At 70.7% G+C, this 26,854-nt stretch carries 24 protein-coding genes and 2 pseudogenes; 13 read left to right on the plus strand and 13 right to left on the minus strand.

The annotated features are described in order from the left end of the window. Positions 1-221: 221 nt before the first annotated feature. From J1C73_RS08550 to J1C73_RS08565, 4 genes are read left to right on the plus strand one after another with little or no spacing between them, the layout of a single operon-like run. Positions 222-1,406, plus strand: a complete 1,185-nt coding sequence (locus J1C73_RS08550; protein WP_207315827.1) for a sensor histidine kinase — start codon at positions 222-224, stop codon at positions 1,404-1,406. Then, on the plus strand, positions 1,403-2,080 hold the full coding sequence (locus J1C73_RS08555) for a response regulator (protein ID WP_207315811.1): 678 nt from the start codon (positions 1,403-1,405) through the stop codon (positions 2,078-2,080). The genes J1C73_RS08550 and J1C73_RS08555 overlap by 4 nt, the downstream gene beginning before the upstream one ends. A 58-nt stretch (positions 2,081-2,138) precedes the next feature. Then, a complete protein-coding gene (gene recO, locus J1C73_RS08560; RefSeq protein ID WP_123470854.1) occupies positions 2,139-2,885 on the plus strand; it encodes a DNA repair protein RecO in 747 nt (248 codons plus the stop codon). Between the two features lie 34 nt (positions 2,886-2,919). Then, a complete protein-coding gene (locus tag J1C73_RS08565; protein WP_207315812.1) occupies positions 2,920-3,756 on the plus strand; it encodes an isoprenyl transferase in 837 nt (278 codons plus the stop codon). A gap of 85 nt (positions 3,757-3,841) precedes the next feature. Here J1C73_RS08565 and J1C73_RS08570 read toward each other — a convergent pair whose 3' ends face one another. The 4 genes from J1C73_RS08570 to J1C73_RS08585 form a co-directional block, all read right to left on the minus strand. After that, positions 3,842-4,276 carry a Fur family transcriptional regulator gene (locus J1C73_RS08570; RefSeq protein ID WP_123470850.1) on the minus strand — a complete coding sequence of 145 codons (435 nt, stop codon included), beginning with the start codon at positions 4,274-4,276 and terminating at the stop codon, positions 3,842-3,844. Positions 4,277-4,341: 65 nt separating this feature from the next. Beyond that, on the minus strand, positions 4,342-5,235 hold the full coding sequence (locus J1C73_RS08575; protein WP_207315813.1) for a metal ABC transporter permease: 894 nt from the start codon (positions 5,233-5,235) through the stop codon (positions 4,342-4,344). Between the two features lie 2 nt (positions 5,236-5,237). Next, on the minus strand, positions 5,238-6,020 hold the full coding sequence (locus J1C73_RS08580; protein WP_123471481.1) for a metal ABC transporter ATP-binding protein: 783 nt from the start codon (positions 6,018-6,020) through the stop codon (positions 5,238-5,240). Between the two features lie 89 nt (positions 6,021-6,109). Then, positions 6,110-7,063, minus strand: coding sequence for a metal ABC transporter substrate-binding protein (locus J1C73_RS08585; protein ID WP_207315814.1), 954 nt, complete (start codon positions 7,061-7,063; stop codon positions 6,110-6,112). Between the two features lie 208 nt (positions 7,064-7,271). Between J1C73_RS08585 and J1C73_RS08590 the strand changes: the two genes are divergently transcribed. Both J1C73_RS08590 and J1C73_RS08595 read left to right on the plus strand, forming a co-directional pair. Continuing rightward, positions 7,272-8,654 (plus strand): glycine--tRNA ligase, encoded by a 1,383-nt coding sequence (locus J1C73_RS08590; protein WP_024491652.1) that lies wholly within the window; start codon positions 7,272-7,274, stop codon positions 8,652-8,654. Between the two features lie 109 nt (positions 8,655-8,763). Beyond that, positions 8,764-8,970, plus strand: coding sequence for a hypothetical protein (locus tag J1C73_RS08595; protein WP_207315815.1), 207 nt, complete (start codon positions 8,764-8,766; stop codon positions 8,968-8,970). A 155-nt stretch (positions 8,971-9,125) separates the two neighbouring features. Here the strand turns inward: J1C73_RS08595 and J1C73_RS08600 are convergent, their stop codons facing one another. Together J1C73_RS08600 and J1C73_RS08605 are read right to left on the minus strand one after the other, a co-directional pair. Next, the gene (locus J1C73_RS08600) at positions 9,126-9,713 is read right to left on the minus strand and encodes a TetR/AcrR family transcriptional regulator (RefSeq protein WP_207315816.1); all 588 of its coding nucleotides are present in this window, start codon (positions 9,711-9,713) and stop codon (positions 9,126-9,128) included. 123 nt (positions 9,714-9,836) lie between these two features. Next, positions 9,837-10,850, minus strand: a complete 1,014-nt coding sequence (locus J1C73_RS08605) for an aldo/keto reductase (protein WP_207315817.1) — start codon at positions 10,848-10,850, stop codon at positions 9,837-9,839. Positions 10,851-11,162: 312 nt separating this feature from the next. Between J1C73_RS08605 and J1C73_RS08610 the strand changes: the two genes are divergently transcribed. Next, complete coding sequence (locus J1C73_RS08610; RefSeq protein WP_207315818.1) at positions 11,163-11,405, plus strand: DUF6243 family protein; 243 nt, start codon at positions 11,163-11,165, stop codon at positions 11,403-11,405. 90 nt (positions 11,406-11,495) lie between these two features. Here J1C73_RS08610 and J1C73_RS08615 read toward each other — a convergent pair whose 3' ends face one another. Next, a complete protein-coding gene (locus tag J1C73_RS08615; protein ID WP_242643907.1) occupies positions 11,496-12,896 on the minus strand; it encodes an MFS transporter in 1,401 nt (466 codons plus the stop codon). A 173-nt stretch (positions 12,897-13,069) separates the two neighbouring features. Here J1C73_RS08615 and J1C73_RS08620 point away from each other — a divergent pair, with 173 nt between their 5' ends. Next, a complete protein-coding gene (locus J1C73_RS08620) occupies positions 13,070-14,020 on the plus strand; it encodes an MmyB family transcriptional regulator (protein WP_207315819.1) in 951 nt (316 codons plus the stop codon). Here J1C73_RS08620 and J1C73_RS08625 read toward each other — a convergent pair. Then, a complete protein-coding gene (locus tag J1C73_RS08625; RefSeq protein ID WP_207315820.1) occupies positions 13,969-15,570 on the minus strand; it encodes an MFS transporter in 1,602 nt (533 codons plus the stop codon). The genes J1C73_RS08620 and J1C73_RS08625 overlap by 52 nt on opposite strands. Positions 15,571-15,743: 173 nt before the next feature. Here J1C73_RS08625 and dusB point away from each other — a divergent pair, with 173 nt between their 5' ends. From dusB to J1C73_RS08645, 4 genes are all read left to right on the plus strand, one after another. Beyond that, on the plus strand, positions 15,744-16,892 hold the full coding sequence (dusB, locus tag J1C73_RS08630; RefSeq protein WP_207315821.1) for a tRNA dihydrouridine synthase DusB: 1,149 nt from the start codon (positions 15,744-15,746) through the stop codon (positions 16,890-16,892). Positions 16,893-17,484: 592 nt separating this feature from the next. After that, positions 17,485-20,247, plus strand: coding sequence for a pyruvate, phosphate dikinase (gene ppdK, locus J1C73_RS08635; protein ID WP_207315822.1), 2,763 nt, complete (start codon positions 17,485-17,487; stop codon positions 20,245-20,247). A gap of 566 nt (positions 20,248-20,813) precedes the next feature. After that, positions 20,814-21,833, plus strand: coding sequence for an ArsR/SmtB family transcription factor (locus J1C73_RS08640; protein ID WP_307797628.1), 1,020 nt, complete (start codon positions 20,814-20,816; stop codon positions 21,831-21,833). A 137-nt stretch (positions 21,834-21,970) separates the two neighbouring features. Next, on the plus strand, positions 21,971-22,381 hold the full coding sequence (locus tag J1C73_RS08645; protein ID WP_207315823.1) for a VOC family protein: 411 nt from the start codon (positions 21,971-21,973) through the stop codon (positions 22,379-22,381). A 128-nt stretch (positions 22,382-22,509) separates the two neighbouring features. Here the strand turns inward: J1C73_RS08645 and J1C73_RS08650 are convergent, their stop codons facing one another. The 3 genes and pseudogenes from J1C73_RS08650 to J1C73_RS34615 form a co-directional block, all read right to left on the minus strand. Next, positions 22,510-23,439: an oxidoreductase gene (locus J1C73_RS08650; RefSeq protein ID WP_207315824.1), complete on the minus strand. Its 930-nt coding sequence runs from the start codon at positions 23,437-23,439 to the stop codon at positions 22,510-22,512. A gap of 100 nt (positions 23,440-23,539) precedes the next feature. Next, positions 23,540-23,740, minus strand: a pseudogene (locus tag J1C73_RS08655) (nitrite reductase (NAD(P)H) small subunit); the annotation flags it as partial. A 6-nt stretch (positions 23,741-23,746) separates the two neighbouring features. Continuing rightward, positions 23,747-23,938: pseudogene (locus J1C73_RS34615) on the minus strand (hypothetical protein); the annotation flags it as partial. A gap of 107 nt (positions 23,939-24,045) precedes the next feature. Here J1C73_RS34615 and J1C73_RS08660 point away from each other — a divergent pair. Further along, a complete protein-coding gene (locus tag J1C73_RS08660; RefSeq protein ID WP_207315825.1) occupies positions 24,046-24,834 on the plus strand; it encodes a sulfite exporter TauE/SafE family protein in 789 nt (262 codons plus the stop codon). 96 nt (positions 24,835-24,930) lie between these two features. Here J1C73_RS08660 and J1C73_RS08665 read toward each other — a convergent pair whose 3' ends face one another. Together J1C73_RS08665 and J1C73_RS08670 are read right to left on the minus strand one after the other, a co-directional pair. Next, positions 24,931-25,554 (minus strand): class F sortase, encoded by a 624-nt coding sequence (locus J1C73_RS08665; RefSeq protein WP_207315826.1) that lies wholly within the window; start codon positions 25,552-25,554, stop codon positions 24,931-24,933. Between the two features lie 117 nt (positions 25,555-25,671). Then, positions 25,672-26,616, minus strand: coding sequence for a GVDTG sorting domain-containing protein (locus J1C73_RS08670; RefSeq protein WP_207315830.1), 945 nt, complete (start codon positions 26,614-26,616; stop codon positions 25,672-25,674). Between the last annotated feature and the right edge of the window lie 238 nt (positions 26,617-26,854).

Raw genomic sequence — 26,854 nt, forward strand, 5'->3', positions numbered from 1 at the left:
TTCCTCGTCCGCACCTATCTGGTCACCTCGGCGAGCGTGGCCCTGCAGCGGAGGATGTGGTGGCCGGGGGCGCTCAGCCGGACGCCCGCCGCCCCCGGGCCGCGGGAACCGGAACTCGTCAGGGCCCCCTGACAGTGCCCCGCCCCGTACCGGAGGATGGCGGCGTGCCCCGAACCACGAGCCGCCGCGAGCGCATCCTGGCCGTCGTCAACCGCGACCCTATGCACGCGGCGCACCGGACGCGCACCGACGCCCTCATCGCCGTGGGCGCCGGTGCGCTCTCCGCCGCCCTCGCCCTGTTCGGCGACAGCTCCCACGCGCCCGACGCGCTCGGCTGGTTCCTCCTGACGGCCGCGGCGGTGCCCCTGGTGTGGCGGCGGCGCGCACCCGTGCTCGCGCTGGCCGCCATGGTCCCGCTGCTGGCGCTCTACCACGGCCTCGACAACGTCCACACGGCTCCGATGCCGCAGACCTGGATCGCGCTCTACACCGTCGCCGTGACAGGCCGCCCGCTGCGCACCCTGCTTACCGGCATCGGCGTGATGTCCGTGATGCTGACCGTGGTGCTCAGCATCAGCGCGCACGACGGGTTCGAACTGCTGCGCATCTCCGGCTGGATCGTCGCGGTGCTGTTCTGCGGGGTGGACGTACGCATCTACCGCCAGTATGTCGCCTCGATGCTGGAGCGGGCCGAACGCGCTGAACGGACCCGCGAGGAGGAGGCCCGGCGGCGGGTCGCCGAGGAACAGCTGCGGATCGCCCGCGATCTGCACGATCTGCTGGCCCACAGCATCACGCTCATCGGCGTGCAGACCTCGGTGGCCTCGCACATCCTGACCGTCGACCCGGAACGGCTGGACCGCAAGGCGATCGCCGCCTCGCTGGACGACATCGCCGGCACCTGCCGCGAGGCCCGCGCCGAGCTGCGCACGACCCTCCAGGTGCTGCGCGACACCGGGCACGACAGCCGGCACGACGCGGACGGGCCGCTGCCCGGCCTGGCCGCGCTGCCCGGCCTCGTACGGGCCGCGGAGGCGGCCGGGGCGCGGGTCGGCCTCCGGGTCCGCGAACCGGACAGCCGCCTCGCACCGGCGACCGGAGCGGCCGCGTACCGGATCGTGCAGGAGTCGCTGACGAACGCGGTACGGCACGCCGGCGCCGGCGTCCGCGTCAGCGTCGCCGTGGAACCGGCCGGCCCCGCCACCCTGCGGGTCACGGTCACCGACGACGGGACCGGACCGGTGGACGACGGCTCCACGCCCGGGTTCGGCATCGTCGGGATGCGGGAACGGGCCCGCAGCACGGGCGGCACACTGGACGCCGGACCCCGCCCCGGCGGCGGCTTCGAGGTGTCGGCGCTGCTGCCGTTCCAGGCGCAGGCGCAGGAATCGGAGACCGTCTCATGATCCGTGTACTGCTCGCCGACGACCAGACGCTCGTCCGGGCCGCGTTCGCGATGCTCGTCGGCTCCGACCCGGACATGGAGGTCGTCGGCGAGGCCGCCACCGGCCTCGAAGCGGTCGCGCTGGCCCGCTCGGCCCGTGCCGATCTGGTCGTCATGGACATCCGGATGCCCGAGCTCGACGGCATCGAGGCGACCCGCCGCATCGCCGCCGACGAGGACCTCGCCGGCGTGAAGGTGCTGGTCCTGACCACGTACGACACCGACGAGCACGTCGTCGAGGCGCTGCGCGCGGGCGCCTCCGGCTTCCTGGTCAAGGACACCCGGCCCGCCGACCTGCTCGCCGCCATCAAGACGGTGGCCGCGGGCGAGGCCCTGCTCTCACCCGGCCCGACCGCCCGGCTGATCGCCCGGGTCCTCAGCGCGCCCCGCACCCCGACCGCCTCCGGCGGCCCCGAGGTGCTCTCCGACCGCGAACGCCAGGTCCTCGGCCTCGTCGCGCGCGGCCTGAACAACACCGAGATCGCCGAGACCCTCGGCCTCAGCCCGCTCACCGCCAAGACCCATGTGAGCCGGATCATGGGCAGGCTCGGCGCCCGCGACCGCGCCCAGCTGGTGATCATCGCGTACGAATCCGGGCTGGTCGTGGTCGCCGGCGGCGGAGCGGACGGGAACTGAGCGGACCGGGTCGCGGGGGCGGCCCCGGCGGGCCGCCCGCGTACCGGACAATGGAGCCATGAGCTTGTTCCGGGACGACGGCGTGGTGCTCCGCACGCAGAAGCTGGGCGAGGCCGACCGGATCATCACGATCCTGACCCGCGGCCACGGCCGGGTACGGGCCGTCGCGCGCGGCGTGCGGCGCACGAAGTCGAAGTTCGGGGCCCGGCTGGAGCCGTTCTCCCATGTGGACGTGCAGTTCTTCGCCCGCGGCAGCGAGCTGATCGGACGCGGCCTGCCGCTCTGCACCCAGAGCGAGACGATCGCCCCCTACGGCGGCGGCATCGTCACCGACTACGGGCGCTACACCGCGGGCACCGCGATGCTGGAGACCGCCGAGCGCTTCACCGACCACGAGGGCGAGCCCGCGGTCCAGCAGTACCTGCTGCTGGTGGGCGGACTGCGCACGCTGTCCCGCGGGGAGCACGAGCCGCATCTCATCCTCGACGCCTTCCTGCTGCGTTCCCTCGCCGTCAACGGCTACGCACCCAGCTTCGACGACTGCGCCCGGTGCGGAATGCCCGGACCGAACCGTTTCTTCTCCGTCGCGGCGGGCGGCGTCATATGCGGCGACTGCCGGGTACCGGGCAGCGTCGTACCCTCGGCGGAGGCCGTCACCCTGCTGAGCGCACTGCTCACCGGTGACTGGGAGACGGCGGACGCGTGCGAGGCGCGGCATGTCAGGGAGGGGAGCGGGCTGGTGTCCGCCTATCTGCACTGGCATCTGGAGCGCGGACTGCGCTCACTGCGGTACGTAGAGAAGTGACACAGGCAGTCAGGCAGAGGGAGCGAGACAGTTCATGGCAGTACGCGGGATTCTCGGCGGCCGTAACCGGCACGACTACAAGACCCCGGAGCCGCACCCGTCCGGTGCCGTGCCCCCGAAGATCCCCGGTGAGCTGGTGCCCAAGCACGTCGCCGTGGTGATGGACGGCAACGGCCGCTGGGCCAAGGAGCGCGGTCTGCCGCGCACCGAGGGCCACAAGGTCGGCGAGGGCGTCGTCATGGACGTGCTCAAGGGCTGCATCGAGATGGGCGTCAAGAACCTCTCGCTGTATGCCTTCTCCACCGAGAACTGGAAGCGGTCCCCGGACGAGGTGAAGTTCCTGATGAACTTCAACCGGGACGTCATCCGCCGCCGCCGCGACGAGATGGACGAACTCGGCATCCGCATCCGCTGGGTCGGCCGTATGCCGAAGCTGTGGAAGTCCGTCGTCCAGGAGCTCCAGGTCGCCCAGGAGCAGACCAAGGACAACGACAAGATGACGCTGTACTTCTGCGTCAACTACGGCGGCCGGGCCGAGATCGCCGACGCCGCGCAGCGGATCGCGCAGGATGTCGCGGCCGGGAAGCTCGACCCGTCGAAGGTCAACGAGAAGACCTTCGCGAAGTACACCTACTACCCGGACATGCCGGACGTCGACCTCTTCGTCCGCCCGAGCGGCGAGCAGCGCACGTCCAACTACCTGATCTGGCAGAGCGCGTACGCCGAGATGGTCTTCCAGGACGTGCTGTGGCCGGACTTCGACCGCCGTGACCTGTGGCGGGCCTGTCTGGAATTCGCCCAGCGCGACCGGCGTTTCGGCGGTGCGGTGGAGGCCGCTGCGGCCAAGGCGGACCCCTCCTCCGCGAGCTGATCAGCGAGAAGCAGGCGGGCGGGGGCTCCGTTCCCGGAGCCCCCGCCCGCCTGCCTCCCTGATGCCTCGCTGAAGCCCCCGGAGGTCAGCTCTCCGCGCTTGCGCACTCCGCGCAGGTACCGAAGACCTCCACCGTGTGCGCCACGTTCACGTAGCCGTGCTGCGCCGCGATCGTCTCCGCCCACTGCTCCACCGCCGGGCCCTCGACCTCGACGGCCTTGCCGCACATCCGGCACACCAGATGGTGGTGGTGGTCGCCGGTGGAGCACCGCCGGTAGACGGACTCGCCCTCGGTGGTGCGCAGCACATCGACCTCGCCCGCGTCAGCGAGGGACTGCAGGGTGCGGTAGACCGTGGTCAGCCCGACCGAGTCGCCGCGGTGCTTGAGCACATCGTGCAGCTCCTGCGCGCTGCGGAACTCGTCCACCTCGTCGAGCGCAGCGGCCACCGCCGTCCGCTGCCGGGTCGAGCGGCCGCGTACCGGTGCCGCGTTCGTTCCGCTGATCGGCGCCGTCGCCACAGGAGCCTCCTCGTGTCGCCCGTACGTTTGTCGGGCCATTGTGCCAGCCCGGCCCGGCCGCGGGATCAGACGTGGACGTCGTCCGCGGCCCGGCGGGTGGCCGGTACCTCCAGGGTGCACCGGTCAAAGGCCGTTTCGCTCCTGCGCGCGCGGCTTCTGGCCAGCGGGGCGGCGAGCAGCGTCAGCCCCACGAAGACGCCGATGGCCAGCAGCACGATCGTCGCGCCGGGCGGTACGTCCTGGTAGTACGAGGTCACGGTGCCGGCCAGCGTCACCGCCACCCCGATGACGACCGAGAGCACGAAGGTCACCTTGAAGGACCGGGTGATCTGCTGTGCGGCGGCGACCGGGACCACCATCAGGGCGCTGACCAGCAGCAGCCCGACGACCCGCATCGCGACGGTGACGGTGACCGCAGCGGTGACCGCGACCAGCAGGTTCAGCACCCGCACCGGCAGCCCGGTGACCCGGGCGAACTCCTCGTCCTGGCTGACCGCGAACAGCTGCCGCCGCAGCCCCACTGTCACCAGCAGCACGAACGCCGCCAGGAGGCCGATCGCGGTGATGTCCTGGGAGGAGACCGTGGCGAGCGAGCCGAAGAGGTACGAGGTGAGGTTGGCATTGGAGCCGGTGTCGGAGAGGTTGATCAGCAGGACACCGCCCGCCATGCCGCCGTAGAAGAGCATCGCCAGCGCGATGTCGCCGCGGGTGCGTCCGTACCAGCGGATCAGCTCCATGACGACCGCGCCCACGACGGCGACGGCGGTGGCCATCCAGACCGGGCTGGTGGAGAGCAGGAAGCCGAGGCCGACGCCGGTCATCGCGATATGACCGATGCCGTCGCCCATCAGGGCCTGCCGGCGCTGCACCAGGTAGATGCCGACGGCGGGGGCGATGACGCCGACCAGCACGGCGGCGATCAGCGCCCGCTGCATGAAGGGAGGGGTGAGGAATTCCATGATCAGCTCAGCAGTCCCGTCCGGACGGGCTCGGAAGCCGCGTGGGGGTGTACGTGGTCGTGGCCGGGCAGCGCGTGCTGTCCCAGCGCCTTCGGGGGCGGCCCGTCGTGCATCACGCAGCCGTCGCGCAGTACGACCGCGCGGTCGATCAGCGGTTCCAGCGGGCCCAGCTCGTGCAGGACGAGCAGCACGGTGGTGCCGGCCGCGACCTGCTCACGCAGGGTCGCGGCGAGGATCTCCTGGCTGGCCAGGTCGACGCCGGCCATCGGCTCGTCCATGATCAGCAGCTCGGGTTCGGCGGCGAGCGCGCGGGCGATCAGGACGCGCTGGTGCTGGCCGCCGGAGAGGGCGTTCACCGAGTCCTTGGCGCGGTCGGCGAGCCCGACGAGTTCGATGGCCCGGTCGACTGCGGCGCGGTCGGCCTTGCGGGGCAGGCCCAGCTTGGTCCGGGACAGCCGCCCGGAGGAGACGACCTCGCGGATGGTGGCCGGTACGCCGCCGGCCGCCGTGGTGCGCTGCGGTACGTAGCCCACCCGCGCCCAGTCGCGGAACCGGCGCAGCGGGGTGCCGAAGAGCTCGACGGCGCCGCCGGTGAGCGGGACCTGGCCGATGGCGGAGCGTACGGCGGTCGACTTGCCGGAGCCGTTGGCGCCGAGCAGTGCGACGACCTCGCCGCGGTGCACGGTCAGATCGACGCCGCGCAGCACGGGGCGTGCTCCGAGGGTGGCCGTGGCGTCGCGCAGGACGATCACGGGTTCGGGGGTGGAGCTCGCGGGCTCGGGCATGAGCGCCTCCGGTGCTGCTGCGGGGTTCGGGCGGGGCGGATCGGGCGCGTCGGCCGGATCGGGCGCGGCGGTCGGGTCGGTCGGGTCGCTCACTTCGCGCCGAGTGCCTTCTCAAGTGCGGCGAGGTTGGACCGCATGACCTCGATGTAGTCATCGCCCTTGGACTGGTCCGTGATTCCCTCCAGCGGGTCCAGGACGTCGGTCCGCAGGCCGGTGTCCCGGGCGACGGTCTTCGCCGTCCTGTCGCTGGCGAGCGTCTCGAAGAAGACGGTGGTGACCTTCTTCTTCTCCGCGATGGAGTGCAGGGCGCTGATCCGGGCGGGGCTGGGCTCGGCCTCGGGGTCGATGCCGGCGATGCCCTCCTGGGTGAGGCCGTAGCGCTCGGCCAGGTACCCGAAGGCGGAGTGGGTGGTGATGAACGTCCTGGTGGCGGTGGACTTCAGCCCCTTCTCGTACGCGGTGTCGAGCGCGCCGAGCTCCTTGACCAGGGTGTCGGTGTTCTTGCGGTAGTCCGCGGCGTGGTCCGGGTCGGTCTTCTCCAGGGACTTCCCGACCCCCTTGGCGACCTCGGCGTACTTCACCGGGTCGAGCCAGATGTGCGGGTCGGCGCCGGGCTCCTCGCCCTCGTGCTCGTGGCCGTGCTCCTCGCCGCCGGCCTCGGTGCCGTGGTCCTCCAGCGTGGTCAGCTTCGCGGCGTCGACGGTGTGCTTCGACTCGGAGAGCTTGATCGCGTCGTCCACGGCGGGCTGGATGCCCTTGAGGTAGAGGATGTAGTCGGCGTCGCTGAGGCCGCCGATCTGCCGCGGGCTGAGCTCCAGGTCGTGCGGCTCCACGCCGGGCTTGGTGAGCGTGGAGACGGAGACGTGGCTGCCGCCTATTCGCTCGGCCAGGAACTGCATCGGATAGAACGACGCCACCACGTTCAGCTTGTCACCGCTCCTGTGGTCGGCGGCGTCGGACGACGAGCAGGCGGAGAGGGCGGTGAGGCCGAGGGCGACTGCTCCGGCGACGGCTGCGGTGGGTATGAGGCGGCGTTCGTTCATGACAGTCATTTTCAACTAAAGTGGAAACGATTGTCAACAAGGCTGATGAGATGCCTCCGGGGGCGGCTGTCCCGATACCGATTTGATCGAAGGGGCGTGCCCGCCGGTAATCTGGGGCATTCGCCCGCCCGTCTCCCGATCACCACCCCCCACCGAGGCGCTCCGCGCCGCCCCTGTCCAATTTCGCCGTCGTAATGAAGAGAGCACCGTGGCCGCCGACAAGATCGACTCCATCGTCAGCCTGAGCAAGCGCCGTGGCTTCGTTTTCCCCTGTAGCGAGATCTACGGTGGCCAGCGTGCCGCCTGGGACTACGGACCGCTGGGCGTTGAGCTCAAGGAGAACCTCAAGCGCCAGTGGTGGCGCTACATGGTCACTTCGCGCGAGGACGTGGTCGGGCTCGACTCGTCGGTCATCCTGGCCCCCGAGGTGTGGGTGGCCTCCGGCCACGTGGCCACGTTCTCCGACCCGCTGACCGAGTGCACCTCCTGCCACAAGCGCTACCGCGCGGACCACCTGGAGGAGGCGTACGAGGAGAAGCACGGCAAGCCGCCGGTCAACGGCCTCGCCGACCTCAACTGCCCCAACTGCGGCAACAAGGGCACCTTCACCGAGCCCAAGCAGTTCTCCGGCCTGCTCTCCACGCACCTCGGCCCGACCCAGGACTCCGGCTCGGTCGCGTACCTGCGTCCCGAGACCGCCCAGGGCATCTTCACCAACTTCGGCCAGGTGCAGCAGACTTCCCGCAAGAAGCCGCCGTTCGGCATCGCGCAGATGGGCAAGTCCTTCCGGAACGAGATCACTCCGGGCAACTTCATCTTCCGCACCCGCGAGTTCGAGCAGATGGAGATGGAGTTCTTCGTCAAGCCGGGCGAGGACGAGCAGTGGCAGGAGTACTGGATGGAGCAGCGCTGGAACTGGTACACCGGCCTCGGCATGCGCGAGGAGAACATGCGGTGGTTCGAGCACCCGGCGGAGAAGCTCTCCCACTACTCCAAGCGCACCGCTGACATCGAGTACCGCTTCCGCTTCGGCGGCAGCGAGTGGGGCGAGCTGGAGGGCGTCGCCAACCGCACGGACTACGACCTGAAGGCGCACTCCAAGGCCTCGGGCACGGACCTGTCCTTCTTCGACCAGGAGGCCGGCGAGCGCTGGACCCCCTACGTCATCGAGCCGGCGGCCGGTGTCGGCCGCTCGGTCCTGGCCTTCCTGCTGGACGCCTACATCGAGGACGAGGCGCCCAACGCCAAGGGCGTCATGGAGAAGCGCACCGTGATGCGCCTCGACCCGCGCCTGGCGCCGGTCAAGGTCGCGGTCCTGCCGCTGTCCCGCAACCCGCAGCTCTCGCCGAAGGCCAAGGGCCTCGCGGCCGACCTGCGGCAGAACTGGAACATCGAGTTCGACGACGCCGGCGCCATCGGCCGCCGTTACCGTCGCCAGGACGAGATCGGTACGCCGTTCTGCGTCACCGTCGACTTCGACACCCTCGACGACAACGCGGTGACGGTGCGCGAGCGCGACACCATGAAGCAGGAGCGCGTCTCGCTGGACCAGATCCAGGCGTACCTCGGCGCGCGACTGCTCGGCTGCTGATCCGCCGCATCCGCTGATCCGCCGCATCCGCTGGACGAGGGCCCCCGGTTCCCCGAACGGAACCGGGGGCTTCGTGCACACTGGGCACAATCGTCCACAGGAGGCTCGGATGCCGTCCATGACCACGAGCAAGGTCAGCAGATGGGACCAGCACGGCCGTGAACACATAGTCCACGTACGGAAGTCGGGGATGCAGCGGCAGTTGAGCTGCGACACCTGCGACTGGCGCAAGGGGGCGCAGTTCCTGCCCTGGCTCAAGGCCGAGGAGCACCTCGCCGAGGCGCACCAGGCAACGGTCGACCCGGCGGCGACGTAGCCGAAGTCCCAGCCGAAGCCCCAGTCGAAACCACCGTCGTGGCCTGCGTGGAGCCCGCCGCGCGTCGCCGCGCAGGCGCCGTAGCGTTGCTGCCTGCTGCCTGCTGCCTGCTGCCTGCTGCCTGCTGCCTGCTGCCTGCTGCCCGTTGCTCGTCGTCAGGCGCGCAGGCCGCGCAGCAGCAGATCCGAGACGGCGGTGAACTCGGCGACGATGGCGGGTTTCTGCCACTCGGCGGCATACGCAGGGTCGTGAAAGCGCGCCGTCGCGTCGAAGACCGCCTGGGCGGCGGCCGCGGGGTCGTCCACGGCGAACTGCCCGTCGGCCACCCCCTCCTCGATCATCTCCCGTAGCTGGCCCACCAGTTCGCGGATGTGCTCCTCGACCACGGTGCTCTCACCCATCAGCACCTCATAGGTGGCGAACAGCTCCGGATCGTCACCCGCCTTGTGCCGCTTGGCCTCGAACAGCGCCTCCAGCCACTGCCGCAGCTTCGCCGGGGCGGGCTGGGCCGAGGCGTGCAGGATCTCGGTGAGCGCCAGCTCCGTGCGGGTCAGCCAGCGACCGGTCACGGCCTCGCGCAGGGCGGCCTTCGTGCGGAAGTGGCGGTACACGCTGCCGTGGCTGACGCCGAGCACCCGGGCCACGTCGACCACGGTCGCCTTGGCGGGGCCGTAGCGGCGCAGCACGTCCTCGGTGGCTTCGAGGATGCGCTCGGGAGTCAGCGGGTCGGGCGGCGGCGTCATCGCGGGTGTGCTGCCTTTCGGGGGCGTCGAGCGGCTTCGGGCGGCTGGGGGCCGGCGGCCGGACCGGGTCTCGCGTACGGCTTCCCGGCGGTGTCGCCGAGCCCCGCTGACCGTACCCGGAGGTCAGCGCTCGCTGTCCAGGTGGGCCATCTGGCTGTCGGGGTAGCGGGCGCCCGCCGCCGCGCCGGCCGGGACGGCCTCCTCGATCGCGGCGAGATCGGCCGCGGTCAGCTCCACGTTCAGGGAGCCGAGCGCCTCGGTCAGCCGGTCGCGCCTGCGGGCTCCGACCAGCGGCACGATGTCCGCACCCTGGGCGAGGACCCAGGCGATGGCGATCTGCGCGACCGTGACGCCCTTCTGCTCGGCGATCTTGCGGAGCGCGTCGACCAGGTCGAGGTTGTGCTGCAGGTTCTCGTCCTGGAAGCGGGGGCTCATGGTCCGGAAGTCACCGGCGGCCAGCTCGCGGTCACGGGTGAAGTGGCCGCTGATCAGCCCGCGGGAGAGCACCCCGTACGCCGTGACGCCGATGCCGAGTTCCCGGCAGACGGGCAGGATCTCCGCCTCGATGGACCGGGAGATCAGCGAGTACTCGATCTGCAGATCGGAGATCGGGGCGACGGACGCCGCCCGCCGGATCGTCTCCGCGCCGACTTCGGAGAGGCCGACGTGGCGGACGTGTCCGGCCTCGACCAGCTCGGCGATGGCTCCGACGGTCTCCTCGATCGGGACGTCGGGGTCGAGCCGGGCGATCCGGTAGACATCGATGTGGTCGAGGCCCAGCCGCTGGAGTGAGTAGGCCGCGAAGTTCTTGACCGCTGCCGGGCGGCCGTCATAGCCGCTGAAGCCGCCCTCGACCGTCCGCAGTGCGCCGAACTTCACGCTGGTCAGGGCCTGTTCCCGGGCGGCGGCGGGGGCGGTGCGCAGGGCCTCGTTGATCAGCAGCTCGTTGTGGCCCATGCCGTAGAAGTCGCCGGTGTCCAGCAGGTTGATGCCGGTGTCGAGCGCGGCATGAATGGTGGCGACCGACTCGGCGCGGTCGGCCTCGCCGTACAGCGCGGACATTCCCATGCAGCCGAGGCCGAGCGCGGAGACCTGCGGGCCGGTGGAGCCGAGGGTGTGGGTGCGAAGGGCGGTCATGAGGAACTCCCGAGTGGGCGGAGGAGAGGGGAGGAAGGGGAGCGGAGAGGAGAGCGGGGTGTCATGCATGCATACCGACCATGACATACGCGATGACAGATTTCAATATCTGTCAGTCCATGTTCCCTTTTCGGGGTGATCCGGCCGGACGAAAATCCGGTGCTGGAGCCGCTCCGGGCGCGGTACCGTTTCGGCATGTCTCCGTTCTTCCAGATCTACGAGTGAGCGCGCGGCGGGTCCGACCACCCGCCGCCCACCGGATCGATCCAGGGTCGTTTCAGACCTCACTTTCACCATGAATGGGAGAACCCCGTGGCCAAGAGCCGTAACAACCTTCTCGGCGTCGGCGGACAACGGAAGAAGCTGTCCCGCGCCGAGCAGCAGGGCGCAGGTCCCGAGCGCAACGCCGACCGGAAGACAGCGGCCGAGCAGAAGCAGGAGCTGCTGCGCAAGATGCGGGAGCGTGCCGGCCACCCCGAGCAGTCGGACGACGCCGCCGAGCAGGACGCCCCGGCACAGGACGCCGCCGAGCAGGACACCCCGGCACAGAGCTGACGCCCGCTCGCGGCGAGCGGGCCGCACCACACGTACGACCGTGGCCCGGAACACCTCAGGTGTTCCGGGCCACCGGCGTTCCGGACGTGCTCAGGCGACCGTGCGCGGCAGCCTCAGGCTCAGCAGCGTCGTCAGCACCACCGTGCCCAGCTGCACCAGCAGCGTCACGATCAGCGCGTCCCGCATCCCCGACCCCGGTGCCAGCGACAGGAACAGCGAACCGAGCGTCGCCACGCCCAGCGCCAGCGCCGCCTGCTGAGTCGTCGTCATGACTCCGCCGCCCACACCGGCCCGCTCCGGCGGCACGTCGGAGAGCACGATGCGGAACAGGACGGGCAACTGGAGCCCTTGGCCGAGACCGGCGATCGCCATCCCCGGCATCAGCCCCAGCAGCCCCAGTCCGGACCAGCCGCGCCATACGGTGAGTGCCAGCACCACCACGCCGAGGGCCTGGATGAGCCCGCCGGCCGTCACGACCCGGCTGCCGTACCGCTGCACCAGCCCCGGACCGGCCAGCGAGGCGACGAAGAAGGCCGCCGCCATCGGGGCCATAGAAAGGCCGGACGCCGCCGGACCCAGCTTCAGGCCCTGCTGGAGCGCCACCGCGATGACGAACATGAAGCCGCCGAAGCCGACCGAGAACGGCAGCACCAGGGACAGTCCGCGCCGCAGCGAGTCGAGCCGCAGCAGGCTCGGCGGGACCAGCGGGATCCGGCCGCTCCGGTCGGCCCGCCGCTCCACCCGGTAGAAGGCGGCCGCGGTGAACGGGAACAGCGCCAGCGAGACCCAGGTCCACAGCGGCCAGCCCGCCGCACGCCCCTCGGTCAGCGGGGCCAGCAGCGTGACCAGTGACGCGGCCAGCAGCAGCGTGCCCGGTACGTCGACCGGCGCGGGCCGCTCCGAGCGCGTCTCCGGCACCGAGCGGGCCGCCAGCACCAGCCCCACCGCCGCCACCGGAACGTTGACCAGGAACACCGACCGCCAGCCCGCGCTCTCGCCGAACACCGACGACAGCGGCGCGGCGGCGACCAGTACCCCGCCCAGGATCTGGCCCGCGACCATGGAGAGTCCGGCTGTCGCCCCGTACAGGCTCATCGCCCTGGCCCGGCGGTGTCCCGAGGTGGCCGCCTGGATGGTGGCGAGCACCTGCGGCAGCATCAGCGCCGCCGCGGCGCCCTGGGCCACCCGCGCCCCGACCAGCGTCCAGGCGTTCGGCGCGAGCCCGCAGGCCAGTGAGGTGAGCCCGAAGGCCGCGATGCCCAGCAGGAAGAGCCGGCGCCGGCCGGCCATGTCGCCGAGCCGGCCGCCGAGTACGAGCAGGACGGCGTAGGCGAGCCCGTAGCCCGCGACGACGAGTTCCAGCAGTGCGGGACCCGCGGCCAGATCGTGGTCGATGGTGGGGAGGGCGACGTTCACGATGAAGAAGTCGATCAGAGGAAGGGCCGCACCCAGCAACACGGTGAACAGACCCAGCGCGCCGAGCACCGGCATGGGGTGGTCGTGCCGCACCACGGGGGCGGCGGTGGTGGCGGATGTCTTCGGTCGTACGGAGGAATCACTCACGGCATCGACGATGGCTCTTCCTGAAGCCTGGTACCAGAGTGTCTTTATCCTGGTACAAGTAGCACCCGGCATGGCGTCGGGCGGTCCAGCAAGCTGGAGGAATGACGACGATGGCGACCGCGGCCCGGACGGGCCCCGCAGTCCCCGAGGCCCCGGACGCCCCCGAGGTGCGGGAAACCCCCGAGGTCCCGGAGACCGAGATCCGGCGGCACGAGCTCGCGGACTTCCTGCGCAGCCGCAGGGAGCGGATCACCCCCGAGCAGGTGGGCCTGGTACGGGGTCGCCGCAGGCGTACTCCGGGGCTGCGCCGCGAGGAGGTGGCCCAGCTCTCCGCCGTCGGCGTCACCTGGTACACCTGGCTCGAACAGGCCCGGGACATCCAGGTCTCGCCGCAGGTCCTCGACGCGCTCGCCCGCGCGTTGCTGCTCGACCGCAGCGAGCGCCGCCACCTCTTCTCCCTCGCCGGGGCCATCGATCCGGCACCCGGCACGGAGTGCCCGAGCATCACCCCGGCGCTGCGCGCGATGCTGCGGCAGCTGGAGCCGATTCCCGCCTGTGTCCAGAACAGCCGGTACGACATCCTCGCCCACAACCGGACCTACGGCCGGCTGCTCTGCGACCTGGACACCGTCGCACCCGAGGACCGCAACGTCATGCTGCTGGCCTACACGAACGAGGAATGGCGTTCCACCGTCATGGACATCGCCGAGGTGACCCGCTTCCTGACGGCCAAATTCCGGGCCGCGATGGCCGAACATCTCGCCGAACCTTCCTGGAAGGCCCTGCTCAAGCGGCTGGAGACGGTGTCGCCGGAGTTCCGCGAGACCTGGCTGCGGCACGAGGTCGTCGGCCCCGGCGGCCGGTCCAAGATCTTCCGCAACGCGTACGTGGGGCTGCTGCGCGTGGAGACCTCGGACCTCTGGCTGGGCCCGTCGGCCGGGCCGCGGCTGGTCACCTACGTACCGCGCGACGAGGAGACGCGTGAGCGGCTCCAGCGGCTTCAGGCTCTGGTGCTCGCCGACGAGGACCGACTTCCGGACCGGCCCCACTGATCCCCGGCCCGGTCTCCGGCAGGGCCGTGCCCCGACGCCGAGGAGCCACCGCCCGCCGAGGAGCCACCGCCCGCCGAGGAGCCACCGCCCGCAGACGGGCCGTCCGCCGTCGCGGCCCCCTCCAGCCGTTCAGCGGTGCGGCGTGCGGTGCCGCGCGCCCAGCGCCCGCTGCTCACTGCCCCGACCAGCAGGACGCACACCCCGCAGCCGGTGATGATCCACCAGACGGGTCTGCTCGCCGCCACGAAGTCGCCGGCCGGTCCGAGGCCGTCCGAGGAGCCGGCGCCGGCCATCCCCGCCGCCAGCACCGCCCCGATCACGGCGACGCCCAGCGTCTGCCCGATCTGACGGCTGGTCGAGGCGACCGCCGCGGCCACGCCCGCCTGGGACCGCGGCATACCGGAGACGGCGGTGTTGGTGATGGGCGCGTTCACCGAGCCGAAGCCCAGCCCGAACAGCACATAGCCGGTGAACATCAGCATGTTGTCGGTCTCCGCGTCGAACAGCGCGAACATGAGACCGCTCGCCGCCATCGCGACCCCCGCGACCAGGAGCGGGATACGCGGCCCCCGGCTGGCCACCATGCGACCCGAGAGCGGCGGCAGGACACAGACCACCGCCGCCATCGGGAGCATGTACAGACCGGCGCCCAGTGCGCTCAGTCCCCGTACGTCCTGCAGATAGAGCGTGTTGACGAAGAGGAAGCCGCCGAGCGCGGCGAAGGCGCTGACCGCGATGACGGTGGCCCCGCTGAACGGGGCGCTGTGGAAGAACCGCAGATCGATCAGCGGATCGGCGCGCCGGGGTTCGTACACCAGCAGGCCGATCAGCGAAGCCGCCGCGACCCCGGCGAACAGCAGGATCTCCGCGGAGGCCCACCCCTTCTGCGGCGCCTCGATGATCGCGTACGTCAGCGAACCCAGCAGCGCGATCACCAGCAGCTGGCCCACCGGATCGGGGCGGCGGGCCTTCGCGGCGCGCGACTCGGGAACGTACTTCCAGGTCAACAGCAGTGCGGCGATGCCGACCGGCAGATTGATCCAGAAGATCGACCGCCAGCCGACCGAATCGACCAGACTGCCGCCGACCACCGGTCCCGCGGCCATCGAGATACCGACGACACCGCCCCAGGCGCCGATCGCCCGCGCGCGTTCGCGCGGCTCGGTGAAGGTGTTGGTGATGATCGACATCGCGACCGGGTTGAGCATGGAGCCGCCGACGGCCTGCACCATCCGGAACACGATCAGCGTCTCCAGACTGGGCGCGATCGAGCAGAGCGCCGAGCCCAGGGTGAAGAGGACGAGTCCGGCCTTGAAGACCTTGCGCCGGCCGATCCGGTCGGCGGTGGAACCCGCGAGCATGAGCAGGGAGGCGAGGACGAGTGTGTACGCGTCGATCGTCCACTGCATCCCCGCGACGCTCGCGTGCAGGTCCTGGCGCATGGAGGGGAGGGCGACGTTCAGGACGGTGCTGTCCAGGCTGACGATCAGCAGACTCATGCAGCAGATCGCCAGCACCAGCATCCGTCTCCGGTGGCTGAGCTCGGGCATACATGGATAGTACGGCTAACTAACGACTATCGCTGCCGGTACCGCGCATCCTCGGCAGGCACCGGCACCGCCCCCGCAGGCGCAGTCCGGCCGCAGGAGCGATTCTCCGCGTACACCCTGAGCGGTCTCCGCGTACGCCCGGAGCAGTTCTCCGCGTACGCGACAATGGGGGAATGACCACGCTCGCCCCCTCGCCCCAGCTGCTCCGCATCGGCCCGCACACCGTGCAGCCGCCGGTGGTCCTCGCCCCCATGGCCGGCATCACCAACGCGCCCTTCCGCACGCTGTGCCGGGAGTTCTCGGGCGGTAAGGGGCTGTTCGTCAGCGAGATGATCACGACGCGGGCGCTGGTCGAGCGCAACGAGAAGACCATGCAGCTCATCCGCTTCGACGCGAGTGAGACCCCGCGCTCCATCCAGCTGTACGGAGTGGACCCGGTCACGGTCGGCAAGGCCGTCCGCATGATCGTCGACGAGGACCTCGCCGACCATATCGACCTGAACTTCGGCTGCCCGGTCCCCAAGGTCACCCGCAAGGGCGGTGGCTCGGCACTCCCGTACAAGCGGCCGCTGCTGCGCGCGATCCTCCACCAGGCCGTCTCCAACGCGGGCGAGCTGCCGGTCACCATCAAGATGCGCAAGGGCATCGACGACGACCACCTCACCTACCTCGACGCCGGCCGGATCGCGGTGGAGGAGGGCGTCACGGCGATGGCCCTGCACGGCAGGACCGCTGCCCAGCACTACGGCGGCACCGCCGACTGGGACGCCATCGCCCGCCTCAAGGAGCACGTCCCGGAGATCCCCGTCCTGGGCAACGGCGACATCTGGTGCGCGGACGACGCCCTGCGGATGATGCGCGAGACCGGCTGCGACGGCGTGGTCGTGGGCCGCGGATGCCTGGGCCGCCCCTGGCTCTTCGGCGACCTGGTGAGTGCCTTCGAAGGTACGGGGACGAGGCGGACACCCTCCCTGCGCACCGTCGCGGACGTCATGCTGCGGCACGCGACGCTGCTCGGCGAATGGATCGGCGACGAGACCCGGGGCGTGATCGACTTCCGTAAGCACGTGGCCTGGTACCTCAAGGGCTTCGCGGTCGGTTCCGAGATGCGTAGGAACCTCGCGGTCACCTCCTCGCTGGAGGAGCTGGGCTCGCAGCTGCACGAGCTGCGGCTGGACCAGCCGTGGCCGGACGGCGCCGACGGCCCCCGTGGACGTACCTCGGGCAACAACCGGGTGGTTCTCCCGGACGGTTGGCTGAAGGACCCGTACGACTGCTCGGGCGTCAGCGCGGACGCGGAACTGGACACGTCGGGGGGCTGAGACCCGCTGGACCGCTGGGGGTGGAGGGGCACCGCGTGCCGCTCCACCCCCTCTGCTCGTTTGAGCGAGTTGTCTGGCCGGAATCGGCGACATCGGGCTCGATATTCGGCCTGATTCTGCCGAGGTGGCCGGTCTTGAGGTCTGGCCGGTCGGCTGCCTCGTCGTCGAGTGGCGCCATGTGACCGTCGGATCACCCACGGCTGCCTGGGAGGCGTCCGGATGGTGACATCTGAGCGCCACTTCCGGCGTGATCCTCGCCACCCTTGAGGGGTGTGTCGCTCAGATGAGCAGCGCAGCCCGGGGTGCATTTCTCAAATGATGGCACTGGGTGCCAAGGGGCTCCACTTTGATCGATCGCCCCTTCCGTTACCTACCGTCGTGACCATCTGGGATAGTGGGTGCGCTGCGTGATTATTCGTTCAAGTAGTGAATGCATTCGCTCGAACAGCTTGTTCGGCGGGTCACTTTCGATCTGCTGGCGGATGGGTGGTTGCGGCCGCACGACGCGCAAGTGGACGTACCCAGACACCTTCGATCTGGGTATGTTCCTCGCCGTCAGGGCAGCCACCGCGTCCTCGAGGAGTCGAGACCCGTGTCGGAAAACAAAGATCCCCATGTATCCACCCCGGAATCCCGGGAGCCTGCGGGTCAGAAGTTCGTTTATGACTTCACCGAGGGCAACAGGGATCTGAAGGACCTGCTCGGCGGGAAGGGTGCCAACCTCGCCGAGATGACCAATCTCGGGCTCCCCGTCCCTCCGGGCTTCACCATCACCACGGAGGCGTGCAAGGTCTACCTCGGCAGTGGTGAGGAGCCGGCCGCGCTGCGCGACGAGGTGAGTGCACACCTCGACGCCCTTGAGACGCGGATGGCCAAGAAGCTCGGCCAGTCCGACGACCCGCTGCTGGTCTCCGTCCGCTCCGGCGCCAAGTTCTCGATGCCCGGCATGATGGACACGGTCCTCAACATCGGCCTCTCCGACGCGTCCGTCGTCGGTCTCGCCACCCAGAGCGGCGACGAGCGGTTCGCGTGGGACTCCTACCGCCGGCTCATCCAGATGTTCGGCAAGACCGTCCTCGGCGTCGACGGCGACCTCTTCGAGGAGGCGCTGGAGGCCGCCAAGGAGGCCAAGGGCGTCACCGTCGACGTGGATCTCGACGCGGCCGACCTGAAGAAGCTGGTCAAGCAGTTCAAGAAGATCGTCACGCGGGACGCCGGACGCGACTTCCCGCAGGACCCCCGCGAGCAGATGGACCTGGCCATAAAGGCCGTCTTCGACTCGTGGAACACCGACCGGGCCAAGCTCTACCGCCGCCAGGAGCGCATCCCCGGCGACCTCGGCACCGCGGTCAACGTCTGCTCCATGGTCTTCGGCAACCTCGGCCCCGACTCCGGTACGGGTGTCGCCTTCACCCGCGACCCGGCCAGCGGCCACCAGGGCGTCTACGGCGACTACCTGCAGAACGCCCAGGGCGAGGACGTCGTCGCCGGCATCCGCAACACCGTGGCGCTCGCCGAGCTGGAGTCCATCGACAAGAAGTCGTACGACCAGCTGATCGCGATCATGGAGACGCTGGAAACCCACTACCGGGACCTCTGCGACATCGAGTTCACCATCGAGCGCGGCCGGCTGTGGATGCTGCAGACCCGGGTCGGCAAGCGCACCGCCGGTGCCGCCTTCCGGATCGCCACCCAGCTCGTGGACCAGGGCCTCATCGACGAGGCCGAGGCGCTGCAGCGGGTCAACGGCGCGCAGCTGGCGCAGCTGATGTTCCCGCGCTTCGATGACACGGGAGCGCGCGGCGGGGAGGGGCCGCAGCTGCTCGGCCGCGGTATCGCGGCGTCTCCGGGCGCGGCGGTCGGCAAGGCCGTCTTCGACTCGTACACCGCGATCAAATGGTCCCGTTCCGGCGAGAAGGTCATCCTGATCCGCCGTGAGACCAACCCGGACGACCTCGACGGCATGATCGCCGCCGAGGGCATCCTGACCTCGCGCGGCGGCAAGACCTCGCACGCCGCCGTCGTCGCCCGGGGCATGGGCAAGACCTGTGTCTGCGGTGCCGAGGAGATCGAGGTCGACACCAAGCGCCGCAGGCTGACGGCCGGGACCACGGTCGTGGAGGAGGGCGACCTCGTCTCCGTCGACGGATCGACCGGCAAGGTCTACCTCGGCGAGGTGCCCGTCGTGCCGTCGCCGGTCGTCGAGTACTTCGAGGGCCGGATGCACGCGGGCGCCGACGACGCCGACGAGCTGGTCGCCGCCGTGCACCGGATCATGGCGTACGCGGACCGGGTGCGCCGGCTGCGGGTGCGGGCCAACGCGGACAACGCCGAGGACGCCCTGCGGGCCCGTCGCTTCGGCGCCCAGGGCATCGGGCTGTGCCGCACCGAGCACATGTTCCTCGGCGAGCGCCGCGAGATGGTCGAGAAGCTGATCCTGGCCGACACCGACCAGGAGCGCGAGACGGCGCTGGACGCGCTGCTGCCGCTCCAGAAGGCCGACTTCATCGAGCTGTTCGAGGCGATGGACGGGCTGCCCGTCACCGTGCGGCTGCTCGACCCGCCGCTGCACGAGTTCCTGCCCGACATCACCGAACTGTCGGTCCGGGTGGCGCTCGCGGAGTCCCGCAAGGACGCCAACGAGAACGACCTCCGCCTGCTCCAGGCCGTGCACAAGCTGCACGAGCAGAACCCGATGCTCGGTCTGCGCGGGGTCCGGCTCGGTCTTGTCATCCCCGGTCTGTTTGCCATGCAGGTACGGGCGATCGCCGAGGCCGCCGCCGAGCGCAAGAACGCCAAGGGCGACCCGCGCGCCGAGATCATGATCCCGCTCGTCGGCACGGTCCAGGAGCTGGAGATCGTCCGCGAGGAGGCGGACCGGGTCATCGCCGAGGTCCAGGCCGCCACCGGCACGAACCTCAAGCTGAAGATCGGCACGATGATCGAGCTGCCGCGCGCCGCGCTGACCGCCGGTCAGATCGCCGAGGCGGCGGAGTTCTTCTCCTTCGGCACCAACGACCTGACCCAGACGGTGTGGGGCTTCTCCCGCGACGACGTGGAGGCCTCGTTCTTCACCGCGTACCTGGAGAAGGGCATCTTCGGGGTGTCGCCGTTCGAGACGATCGACAAGGACGGCGTCGGTTCGCTGGTGCGCAGCGCCGTCGAGGCCGGCCGGGCCACCCGTCCCGACCTGAAGCTCGGCATCTGCGGCGAGCACGGCGGCGACCCGGAGTCGGTGCACTTCTTCCACGAGGTGGGCCTGGACTACGTCTCCTGCTCACCGTTCCGTATTCCGGTGGCCCGTCTGGAGGCGGGCCGGGCGGCAGCGGAGTCGCGCGGCAGCGACAGCCGCTGACGCGGCGGTACCTACTGATTCCGGAGCTGTCGTCGGCTCACCAGACCCTCACCGACCCGACGGCGGCTACGGAATTCCCGGAGGCGGCGGCACCCTGTGCGAGGGGTGCCGCCGCCTCGTCATGCCCGCCGGGCCCGTGGATCCGGCAGCGCGGCGCGGGGCCCGGGACAGTGAGGGCTGTGAGTGACGGCTGTGAGTGACTGCCTTGGGTGAGCGCTTTCTACGATTCCGAACACCCCATTGCTTCGTTTAATGCGCAAAGAGATGAGCCGGAACGGACCGGGGTGCGGCCCATGGATCCCCATCCATGGGCCGCACCCGGCTTACCCCCGTCGGGTGCGGAGCCGCACCATTGCCAACGGCCGCCGAGCGAGCGAAACCCCCCACGGCCTTCACTCGCTCTTCCGGTGGCTCTGGAATCGCAACCCGACGTCGTACAGCCTTTCGGGTGACACCAGGTCGGGGCGAGACGTTTCACCTCTGGCCGAAACCCCGTGGTGACGTGGTGTGACGACTCGCATACCCTTGTACGGGGGTAATTGCAGATGCAAGCGTGTGGGGGTTCGGTGCTGCGTATCCATATATCCGGATGGGACCTTTCCAAGGTGCGGATGGCCACCGGGCCGGACGCATTGTGGGAGACCATTCTCAGTTTTCATCGGCTGAGGGACCGGCGCGCTTCCACGGTGTTCGGGAAATGGCGCGCGGAAACCCGTCCGCGGCTGAATGGTGAAGTACGTCTGCTGTCCGCCGTGGTTCCGGTGAGCGGCTATTTCCCGGACTTCCTGACGCCTTCTCAGGAGGGTTCGGAGCCGCTGGACTTCAGTACCGGAATCGAGGCCCTGCGAGACACCCCGCCCGAGCGGCTGCGGGCCGAACTGGCGATGCTGGGCGCCGGGGGAGCGGCCGGCGGCCGTGCCGCCACGGCCCTGCGGGCGGTCCGGCCGGTGCGGCTGGACGCGCTTCGGGAAGGGCGCTCCGAGCCACTGGGCCGGCTCATCGGGGCGCTGCGCGGCTACCACCGCGCCGCGGTCGAACCGTACTGGCCGCATATCCAGGCCGTCGTCGAGGCCGACCGCGCCGTCCGGGGACGCGCCCTGCTGGACGGCGGCGCGGACGAGCTGCTCGCCTCGCTCCCGCCGGTGATCCGCTGGCGGGCGCCGGTGCTGGAGGCGGATTACCCGGTCGAGCGCGAACTGCACCTGGACGGGCGCGGGCTGCTCCTCCAGCCGTCGTTCTTCTGTCGCGGCGCCCCGGTCGTCCTGCGTGATCCGCTGCTGCCGCCGGTGCTCGTCTATCCGGTCGGCCACACCGGCGCCCCGGTCTTCGCCGAACCGGGCCCGTGGCTCGGCCGGCTCCTCGGCCACACCCGGTCGACGGTCCTGCTGACCATCGGTGACGGCTGTACGACCAGTGAGCTCGCCCGCCGGGCCGGGGTCTCCCTCGCCTCGGCGAGCCAGCACGCCTGTGTGCTGCGCGAGGCGGGCCTGGTGCACACCCTGCGCCACGGCAGCTCGGTCCTGCACACGGTGACTCCGCTGGGCGGCTCGTTGCTGCGGGGCGGCGCGCCGCTCGCCGTGTCGTGAGGCGCACCGGGCCCGCCGGCCGCGAGAGTGGTCTTCTCGTCCGGCGCCGATGAGTTTCCGGCGGCCCCGGCGTCTACCTGTCGTAACGAGTTCGCGGAACACGCACAGGACTCACCCACCGAGAGAGCGGGACGGCCATGCCTCAGATGATCTTCGTGAACCTGCCGGTCAAGGACCTGGAGACGACCAAGGGCTTCTTCGGGAAGCTGGGGTTCTCCTTCAACCCGCAGTTCAGCGACGAGAACACCGCGTGTCTCGTCATCAGCGACACGATCTTCGCCATGCTGATCACCGAGCCGCGCTTCAAGGATTTCACCAAGAAGGAGATCTCGGACGCCTCGAAGACCACCGAGGTGCTCCTGGCGCTGAGTGCCGAGAGCCGCGAGAAGGTGGACGAGATGGCCGACGCGGCGCTCGCCGCCGGCGGCTCGCCCGCCAACGAGCCGCAGGACCTCGGCTTCATGTACGGCCGGTCCTTCCAGGACCCCGACCACCACATCTGGGAGGTCGTGTGGATGGACCCGTCCGCCGTCGAGGGCCAGGGCTGAGCCTGCCGTGCAGGGGGGCGGCGGCCGATCGGCGCGCCCCCGCCCCCGGCCCGGTCCCGGAGAAATCGGACCCCGGGGAAATCGGGCCCCAGGAGATCAGACTTCCCGGGAAGCGGACCTCCCGGGAGTCAGACCCCGAGGCCCGCGAAGGTGACCCCGGTCAGCTGCTCCGACGCCACCCACAGACGCTCGCTCGCCACATCGTTGAGCGTCCAGCCCGCCCGCCAGGACGGAGCGGGCGCACCGCGCCAGCCCAGCAGCCGCGGACCGGTGAACGAGTCGGGCCGGACGCCGGGTGCGGTGGCCGCGTACAGGGTGGGCAGGGCGCCCATGGCCGCGGGCTGGGCGATGATCCGGTTGCCGAGCTCGATGACCCGCTCCGCCGTCCTGCGGTTCTCCATCCGGACGCCCGCGGTCTGCAGATTGGTCGACGCGTAGCCCGGGTGTGCGGCGGCGGCGACCAGCCCGTTGCCGATGGCGGCGGTCCGCCGGGCCAGCTCGTGCACGAACAGCAGGTTGGCCGTCTTCGAGCGGCCGTAGGCGATCCAGCGGCGGTAGTTCCGCTCACTGTTGAGATCGCCCATGTCGATGTTGGACAGCACGTGCAGACCGCTGGAGACGCTCACCACCCGCGCACCCGGGGTGCCGAGCAGCTTCGGCAGCAGCAGCCCGGTGAGGGCGAAGTGGCCGAGGTGGTTGACGCCGAACTGGGTCTCGAATCCATCGGCGGTCCTCCCGTACGGAAGGGCCATCACACCGGCGTTGTTGATGAGCAGATCGAGCCGCTCCGCGGTGTACGCCGCGGCGAACTCCCGTACCGACGACAGATCGGCCAGATCCAGCGCGGCGAACTCCACGTCAGCGTCCGGTAGTGCGGCGCGGATGCGGGCCGCCGCCTCCTTGCCACGGCGCTCGTCGCGGCAGGCGAGCAGCACCCGGGCGCCGCGTCGTGCCAGCTCCCGTGCGGTGATCAGCCCGATACCGCTGTTGGCTCCCGTCACCACGGCCGTACGGCCGTTCTGGTCGGGAAGGTCGTTCGCGTACCGGCGCTGGGTCATGGATCAAGCGTACGACCGGACGGCCCAGTGGCCGGAAGGGGCCGGTCGCCGGGCCCCTTCCGGCCACTTGCCGTGCGGGGAGTCCCGCGCGGTCCGCTCGGTCCGCGCGGACCGCGAAGACCGGAACGGAGACCTCGTCGTCGTCCAGGCAGGCGCCCGTCGCCAGGTCGAAGCGCTGTTTCAGCAGCGGGGAGGCGACGAACGGCCGGCCGCCGTCCGATCCGACCAGACCGCGCGAGAGCACGCAGGCCCCGGTGGACGGATCGAGGTTGCCGATCGCGTACGTACGTCCCGCACGGTCTCCCTCGTCCGGGTCGCTGATGGTCTCGGCCCACTCGTCGCGGTGACCGCGGACGTGGTCGGCCATCAGCCGCTCCAGCTCGTCGCAGAGTCCGAGCGAGTCGTGCACGACGACGTCCCGCACGTGGTCCAGGATGCCCTCGATGCGGTCCAGCCAGGTGGAGGTGCGCTCCAGCCGGTCCGCGGTGCGGATGGAGAACCTGTGCGGGCCGGGGACCGGCGGCAAGCTCAGGGTTCGCTCAACTTTTCTGCCGCGGGGGCAGGGCGGTTGGACGCGACACGTGCCGTTTCCTTAGGGTCGCGATCATGCCTGACATAACCGTGACCACCCTCGTCGTGCTGTGCCTCGCCGCGGGCGCGGCCGGCTGGATCGACGCGGTGGTCGGCGGCGGCGGACTGCTCCTGCTGCCCGCACTGCTGCTGGGGCTGCCGCACGTCCCCGCCGCGCACATCCTCGGCACCAACAAGGCGGTCGCCATCGTCGGCACGTCCGGCGCCGCCGTCGCCTACGCGCGCAAGGCGCCGGTGAAGGTCGGCACAGCGCTGCGGATCGGCCTTGCGGCCCTGGCCGGATCGATGACCGGTGCCTTCTTCGCCGCCGGGATCAGCAGCGAGGTCCTTCGCCCGGTGATCATGGTGGTGCTGCTGGCGGTCGCGGCGTTCGTGATGCTGCGGCCCCGGTTCGGCAGGGCGCCCGAGGACGGCGCGGCGCCCCCGGTCACCCGGGCCCGCACCGTCACCGCGATCGTCCTGGTGGGCGGCGGCATCGGCCTGTACGACGGACTGTTCGGACCGGGCACCGGCACCTTCCTGGTGCTGGCGCTGACCGCGGTGCTCCACCTCGATCTGGTGACGGCCTCCGCCAACGCGAAGATCGTCAACGTCTGCACCAACTGCGGCGCGCTGGCGATGTTCGCCTATCAGGGCAACGTGATGTGGCAGCTGGCCGGCCTGATGGCGGTGTTCAACCTGGCGGGCGGCCTGGTCGGGGCGCGGATGGCGCTGAGCAGGGGCACTGAGTTCGTCCGCGGGGTGCTGCTGGTCGTGGTGTTCTCGCTGGTCGCGAAGCTCGCCTTCGACCAGTGGAACGCGTGAGCGGCGGGGGCCGGCCCGGTGCCGGGGCACTCGGTGTCGGCGCCCCGGGTTTCAGTGCCATGGGTGTCAGCGCCATGGGTGTCAGCGTCCTGGGTTTCAGCGTACTGAGGTGAGGTGCGCGTAGGCCACCACGTTGCCCTTGTAACCCGTCGACTCGGAGAATCCGCCGCCGCAGGTGATCAGCCGCAGCGAGGCGTGTTCGGAGGCCCCGTACACCCGCTTGTCGGGGAAGTCCTTGCTGTCGTAGACCTCGATGGCGTCGAGCGCGAAGACGGCGGTGCGGCCGTCCTGCCGGAGCACCTCGACGGTGCTGCCCTTCTTCAGCGAGCCCAGGTCGTAGAAGACGGACGGGCCCTGGGCGTTGTCGACATGGCCCGCGACGATCGCACTGCCCTTGGCGCCCGGCGGGGTGCCGTCCTTGTACCAGCCGACGATGTCGGTGTTCCCGTCCGGAGGCACATCGAGGCTGCCGTCCGGGCCGAGCCCGAGCCGCATCATCGGGGCGTCCACCCGGATGCTGGGGATCCGGATGCGGACGGGGGCCGAGGGGCGCAGCGGTTCGGCGACCGCTGATCCCGGCAGTATTTCCGGCCCGGCGGCGAAGGCCTGGGCGGAGGTCGGGCCCGGCGGGGCCAGACGGGTGTCCGCGCCGTTCTGGATCAGCCAGACACCGGCCAGTGCCGCGACGACGAGCAGCCAGCCCTTGGCCTTCTGGGACACGGTCGTCCTCCGGGTGACGAAGGCGGATGCGGTGACGAAGGTGGATGCGATTTCCGTCCCGGTGACGCTGGGCCACCGGGACGGAAACCAGGCGGTACGGAGCGGTGGAGGCCTCCGTCAGCTGCCGTCCTGCGTGCCGCTCGCCCGGCGACGCAGGAGCCAGGCTCCGCCGACGGCGGTCGCGGCGAGAACGCCTGCGCCCGCCGTGATCTGGGTGGTGTCCGGTCCGACGCTGCCGCCGACACCGGCCCTGACGTGCCCCGTGGGGGCGGTGGGTGCGGCCGAGGTGCGCTGGCCGGAGGTCTCGTCGTCCGACGAGCTCTCGCGCGCGGCGGAGCTCTCGGGCTCGGCCGCGCTCGGCCGCTCGCCGGAGGTGTCGCGGCCCGGAGCCGTGGGGGCGTCCGGCACGCGGGCGGAACCGTCTGCCTCGGCCTCGTCGAGGCCGAGGGAGTCGTGGGCCGAGGAGTCGGAGGAGTCCGCGGGGGAGGCCTTCTCGGAGCCGTCCGGAGCCGCGTCCGTCCGGGCGGCTCCGGTGTTGTCTCTGCCGGTGGTGCCGGTGGGGTCGGTGTTGTCTCTGCCGGTGGTGCCGGTGGTGCCGGTGGTGCCGGTGGGGTCGGTGTTGTCTCTGCCGGTGGTGCCGGCGGGGTCGGTGGGGTCGGCGCTGCTCCTGCCCGCGGTGCCCGCGGGATCGGTGCTGTCCCTGCCCGTGGCACCGGCGGCCTTCACCTTGATCTCGCCGGTGGCCCGCTTACCGTTCTCGCAGGCCACATCGATGCTGTACGGGCCGGGCTCGACGTTGCCCGGTACCCGGAACGAACCGGCCAGGACCTCCTTGAGGGTGGCCGGTGCCAGCGCGAAGCGGGACGCGTCCAGGGAGCTCGCGTCGCCGGTCGCACCGGTGTCACCCCCGCAGGCTTTGGTGTTCACGGTGACCGTGGTCCCCGGAGCCGCGCTCGCCGGGGTGATCTCCAGCGGGCCCAGTTCGTCCCCGTACGCCGACGGGGCGGCGGCACAGAGGCCGAGCGCGGCGGCGGCGAGGGCCGCGGCGGCGGTGCCGGTCACGAGGCGAGCAGGACTGCGCATGGGGGTTCCTCCGGGCAAGGGGCGCTGGCGGGTGTGTCCTGGCTCCGAGCTAACGGCCGGGCGGCCGCCCACGCCTGTTGACACCGAGTCAGCTGTCACCCGACCGGACCGGCGCAGCCTCCTTGCCATACGGCATGTGTGCAGGTCAGGGCGGGGGTGGCGGGGGAGGTCCGGCACCCTTCGGTATCCGGTGCCGATCGGGTGATGACCCCCGAAC

Origin of the sequence: Streptomyces laculatispora, assembly GCF_017353455.1 — a bacterium.
In the GTDB taxonomy this organism is placed as follows: domain Bacteria; phylum Actinomycetota; class Actinomycetes; order Streptomycetales; family Streptomycetaceae; genus Streptomyces; species Streptomyces laculatispora.

Bases quoted from the DNA above. Each gene is read 5' to 3' on its own strand.
- J1C73_RS08595 (WP_207315815.1), top strand. From the start codon at position 8,764: ATGCCGTCCATGACCACGAGCAAGGTCAGCAGATGGGACCAGCACGGC.
- recO (WP_123470854.1), top strand. From the start codon at position 2,139: ATGAGCTTGTTCCGGGACGACGGCGTGGTGCTCCGCACGCAGAAGCTG.
- J1C73_RS08600 (WP_207315816.1), bottom strand. From the start codon at position 9,713: ATGACGCCGCCGCCCGACCCGCTGACTCCCGAGCGCATCCTCGAAGCC.
- J1C73_RS08585 (WP_207315814.1), bottom strand. From the start codon at position 7,063: ATGAACGAACGCCGCCTCATACCCACCGCAGCCGTCGCCGGAGCAGTC.
- J1C73_RS08660 (WP_207315825.1), top strand. From the start codon at position 24,046: ATGCCTGACATAACCGTGACCACCCTCGTCGTGCTGTGCCTCGCCGCG.
- dusB (WP_207315821.1), top strand. From the start codon at position 15,744: ATGACCACGCTCGCCCCCTCGCCCCAGCTGCTCCGCATCGGCCCGCAC.
- J1C73_RS08580 (WP_123471481.1), bottom strand. From the start codon at position 6,020: ATGCCCGAGCCCGCGAGCTCCACCCCCGAACCCGTGATCGTCCTGCGC.
- J1C73_RS08550 (WP_207315827.1), top strand. From the start codon at position 222: ATGCACGCGGCGCACCGGACGCGCACCGACGCCCTCATCGCCGTGGGC.
- J1C73_RS08615 (WP_242643907.1), bottom strand. From the start codon at position 12,896: ATGCCGGTGCTCGGCGCGCTGGGTCTGTTCACCGTGTTGCTGGGTGCG.
- J1C73_RS08625 (WP_207315820.1), bottom strand. From the start codon at position 15,570: ATGCCCGAGCTCAGCCACCGGAGACGGATGCTGGTGCTGGCGATCTGC.
- J1C73_RS08565 (WP_207315812.1), top strand. From the start codon at position 2,920: ATGGCAGTACGCGGGATTCTCGGCGGCCGTAACCGGCACGACTACAAG.
- J1C73_RS08575 (WP_207315813.1), bottom strand. From the start codon at position 5,235: ATGGAATTCCTCACCCCTCCCTTCATGCAGCGGGCGCTGATCGCCGCC.
- J1C73_RS08555 (WP_207315811.1), top strand. From the start codon at position 1,403: ATGATCCGTGTACTGCTCGCCGACGACCAGACGCTCGTCCGGGCCGCG.
- J1C73_RS08620 (WP_207315819.1), top strand. From the start codon at position 13,070: ATGACGACGATGGCGACCGCGGCCCGGACGGGCCCCGCAGTCCCCGAG.
- J1C73_RS08650 (WP_207315824.1), bottom strand. From the start codon at position 23,439: ATGACCCAGCGCCGGTACGCGAACGACCTTCCCGACCAGAACGGCCGT.
- J1C73_RS08645 (WP_207315823.1), top strand. From the start codon at position 21,971: ATGCCTCAGATGATCTTCGTGAACCTGCCGGTCAAGGACCTGGAGACG.
- J1C73_RS08605 (WP_207315817.1), bottom strand. From the start codon at position 10,850: ATGACCGCCCTTCGCACCCACACCCTCGGCTCCACCGGCCCGCAGGTC.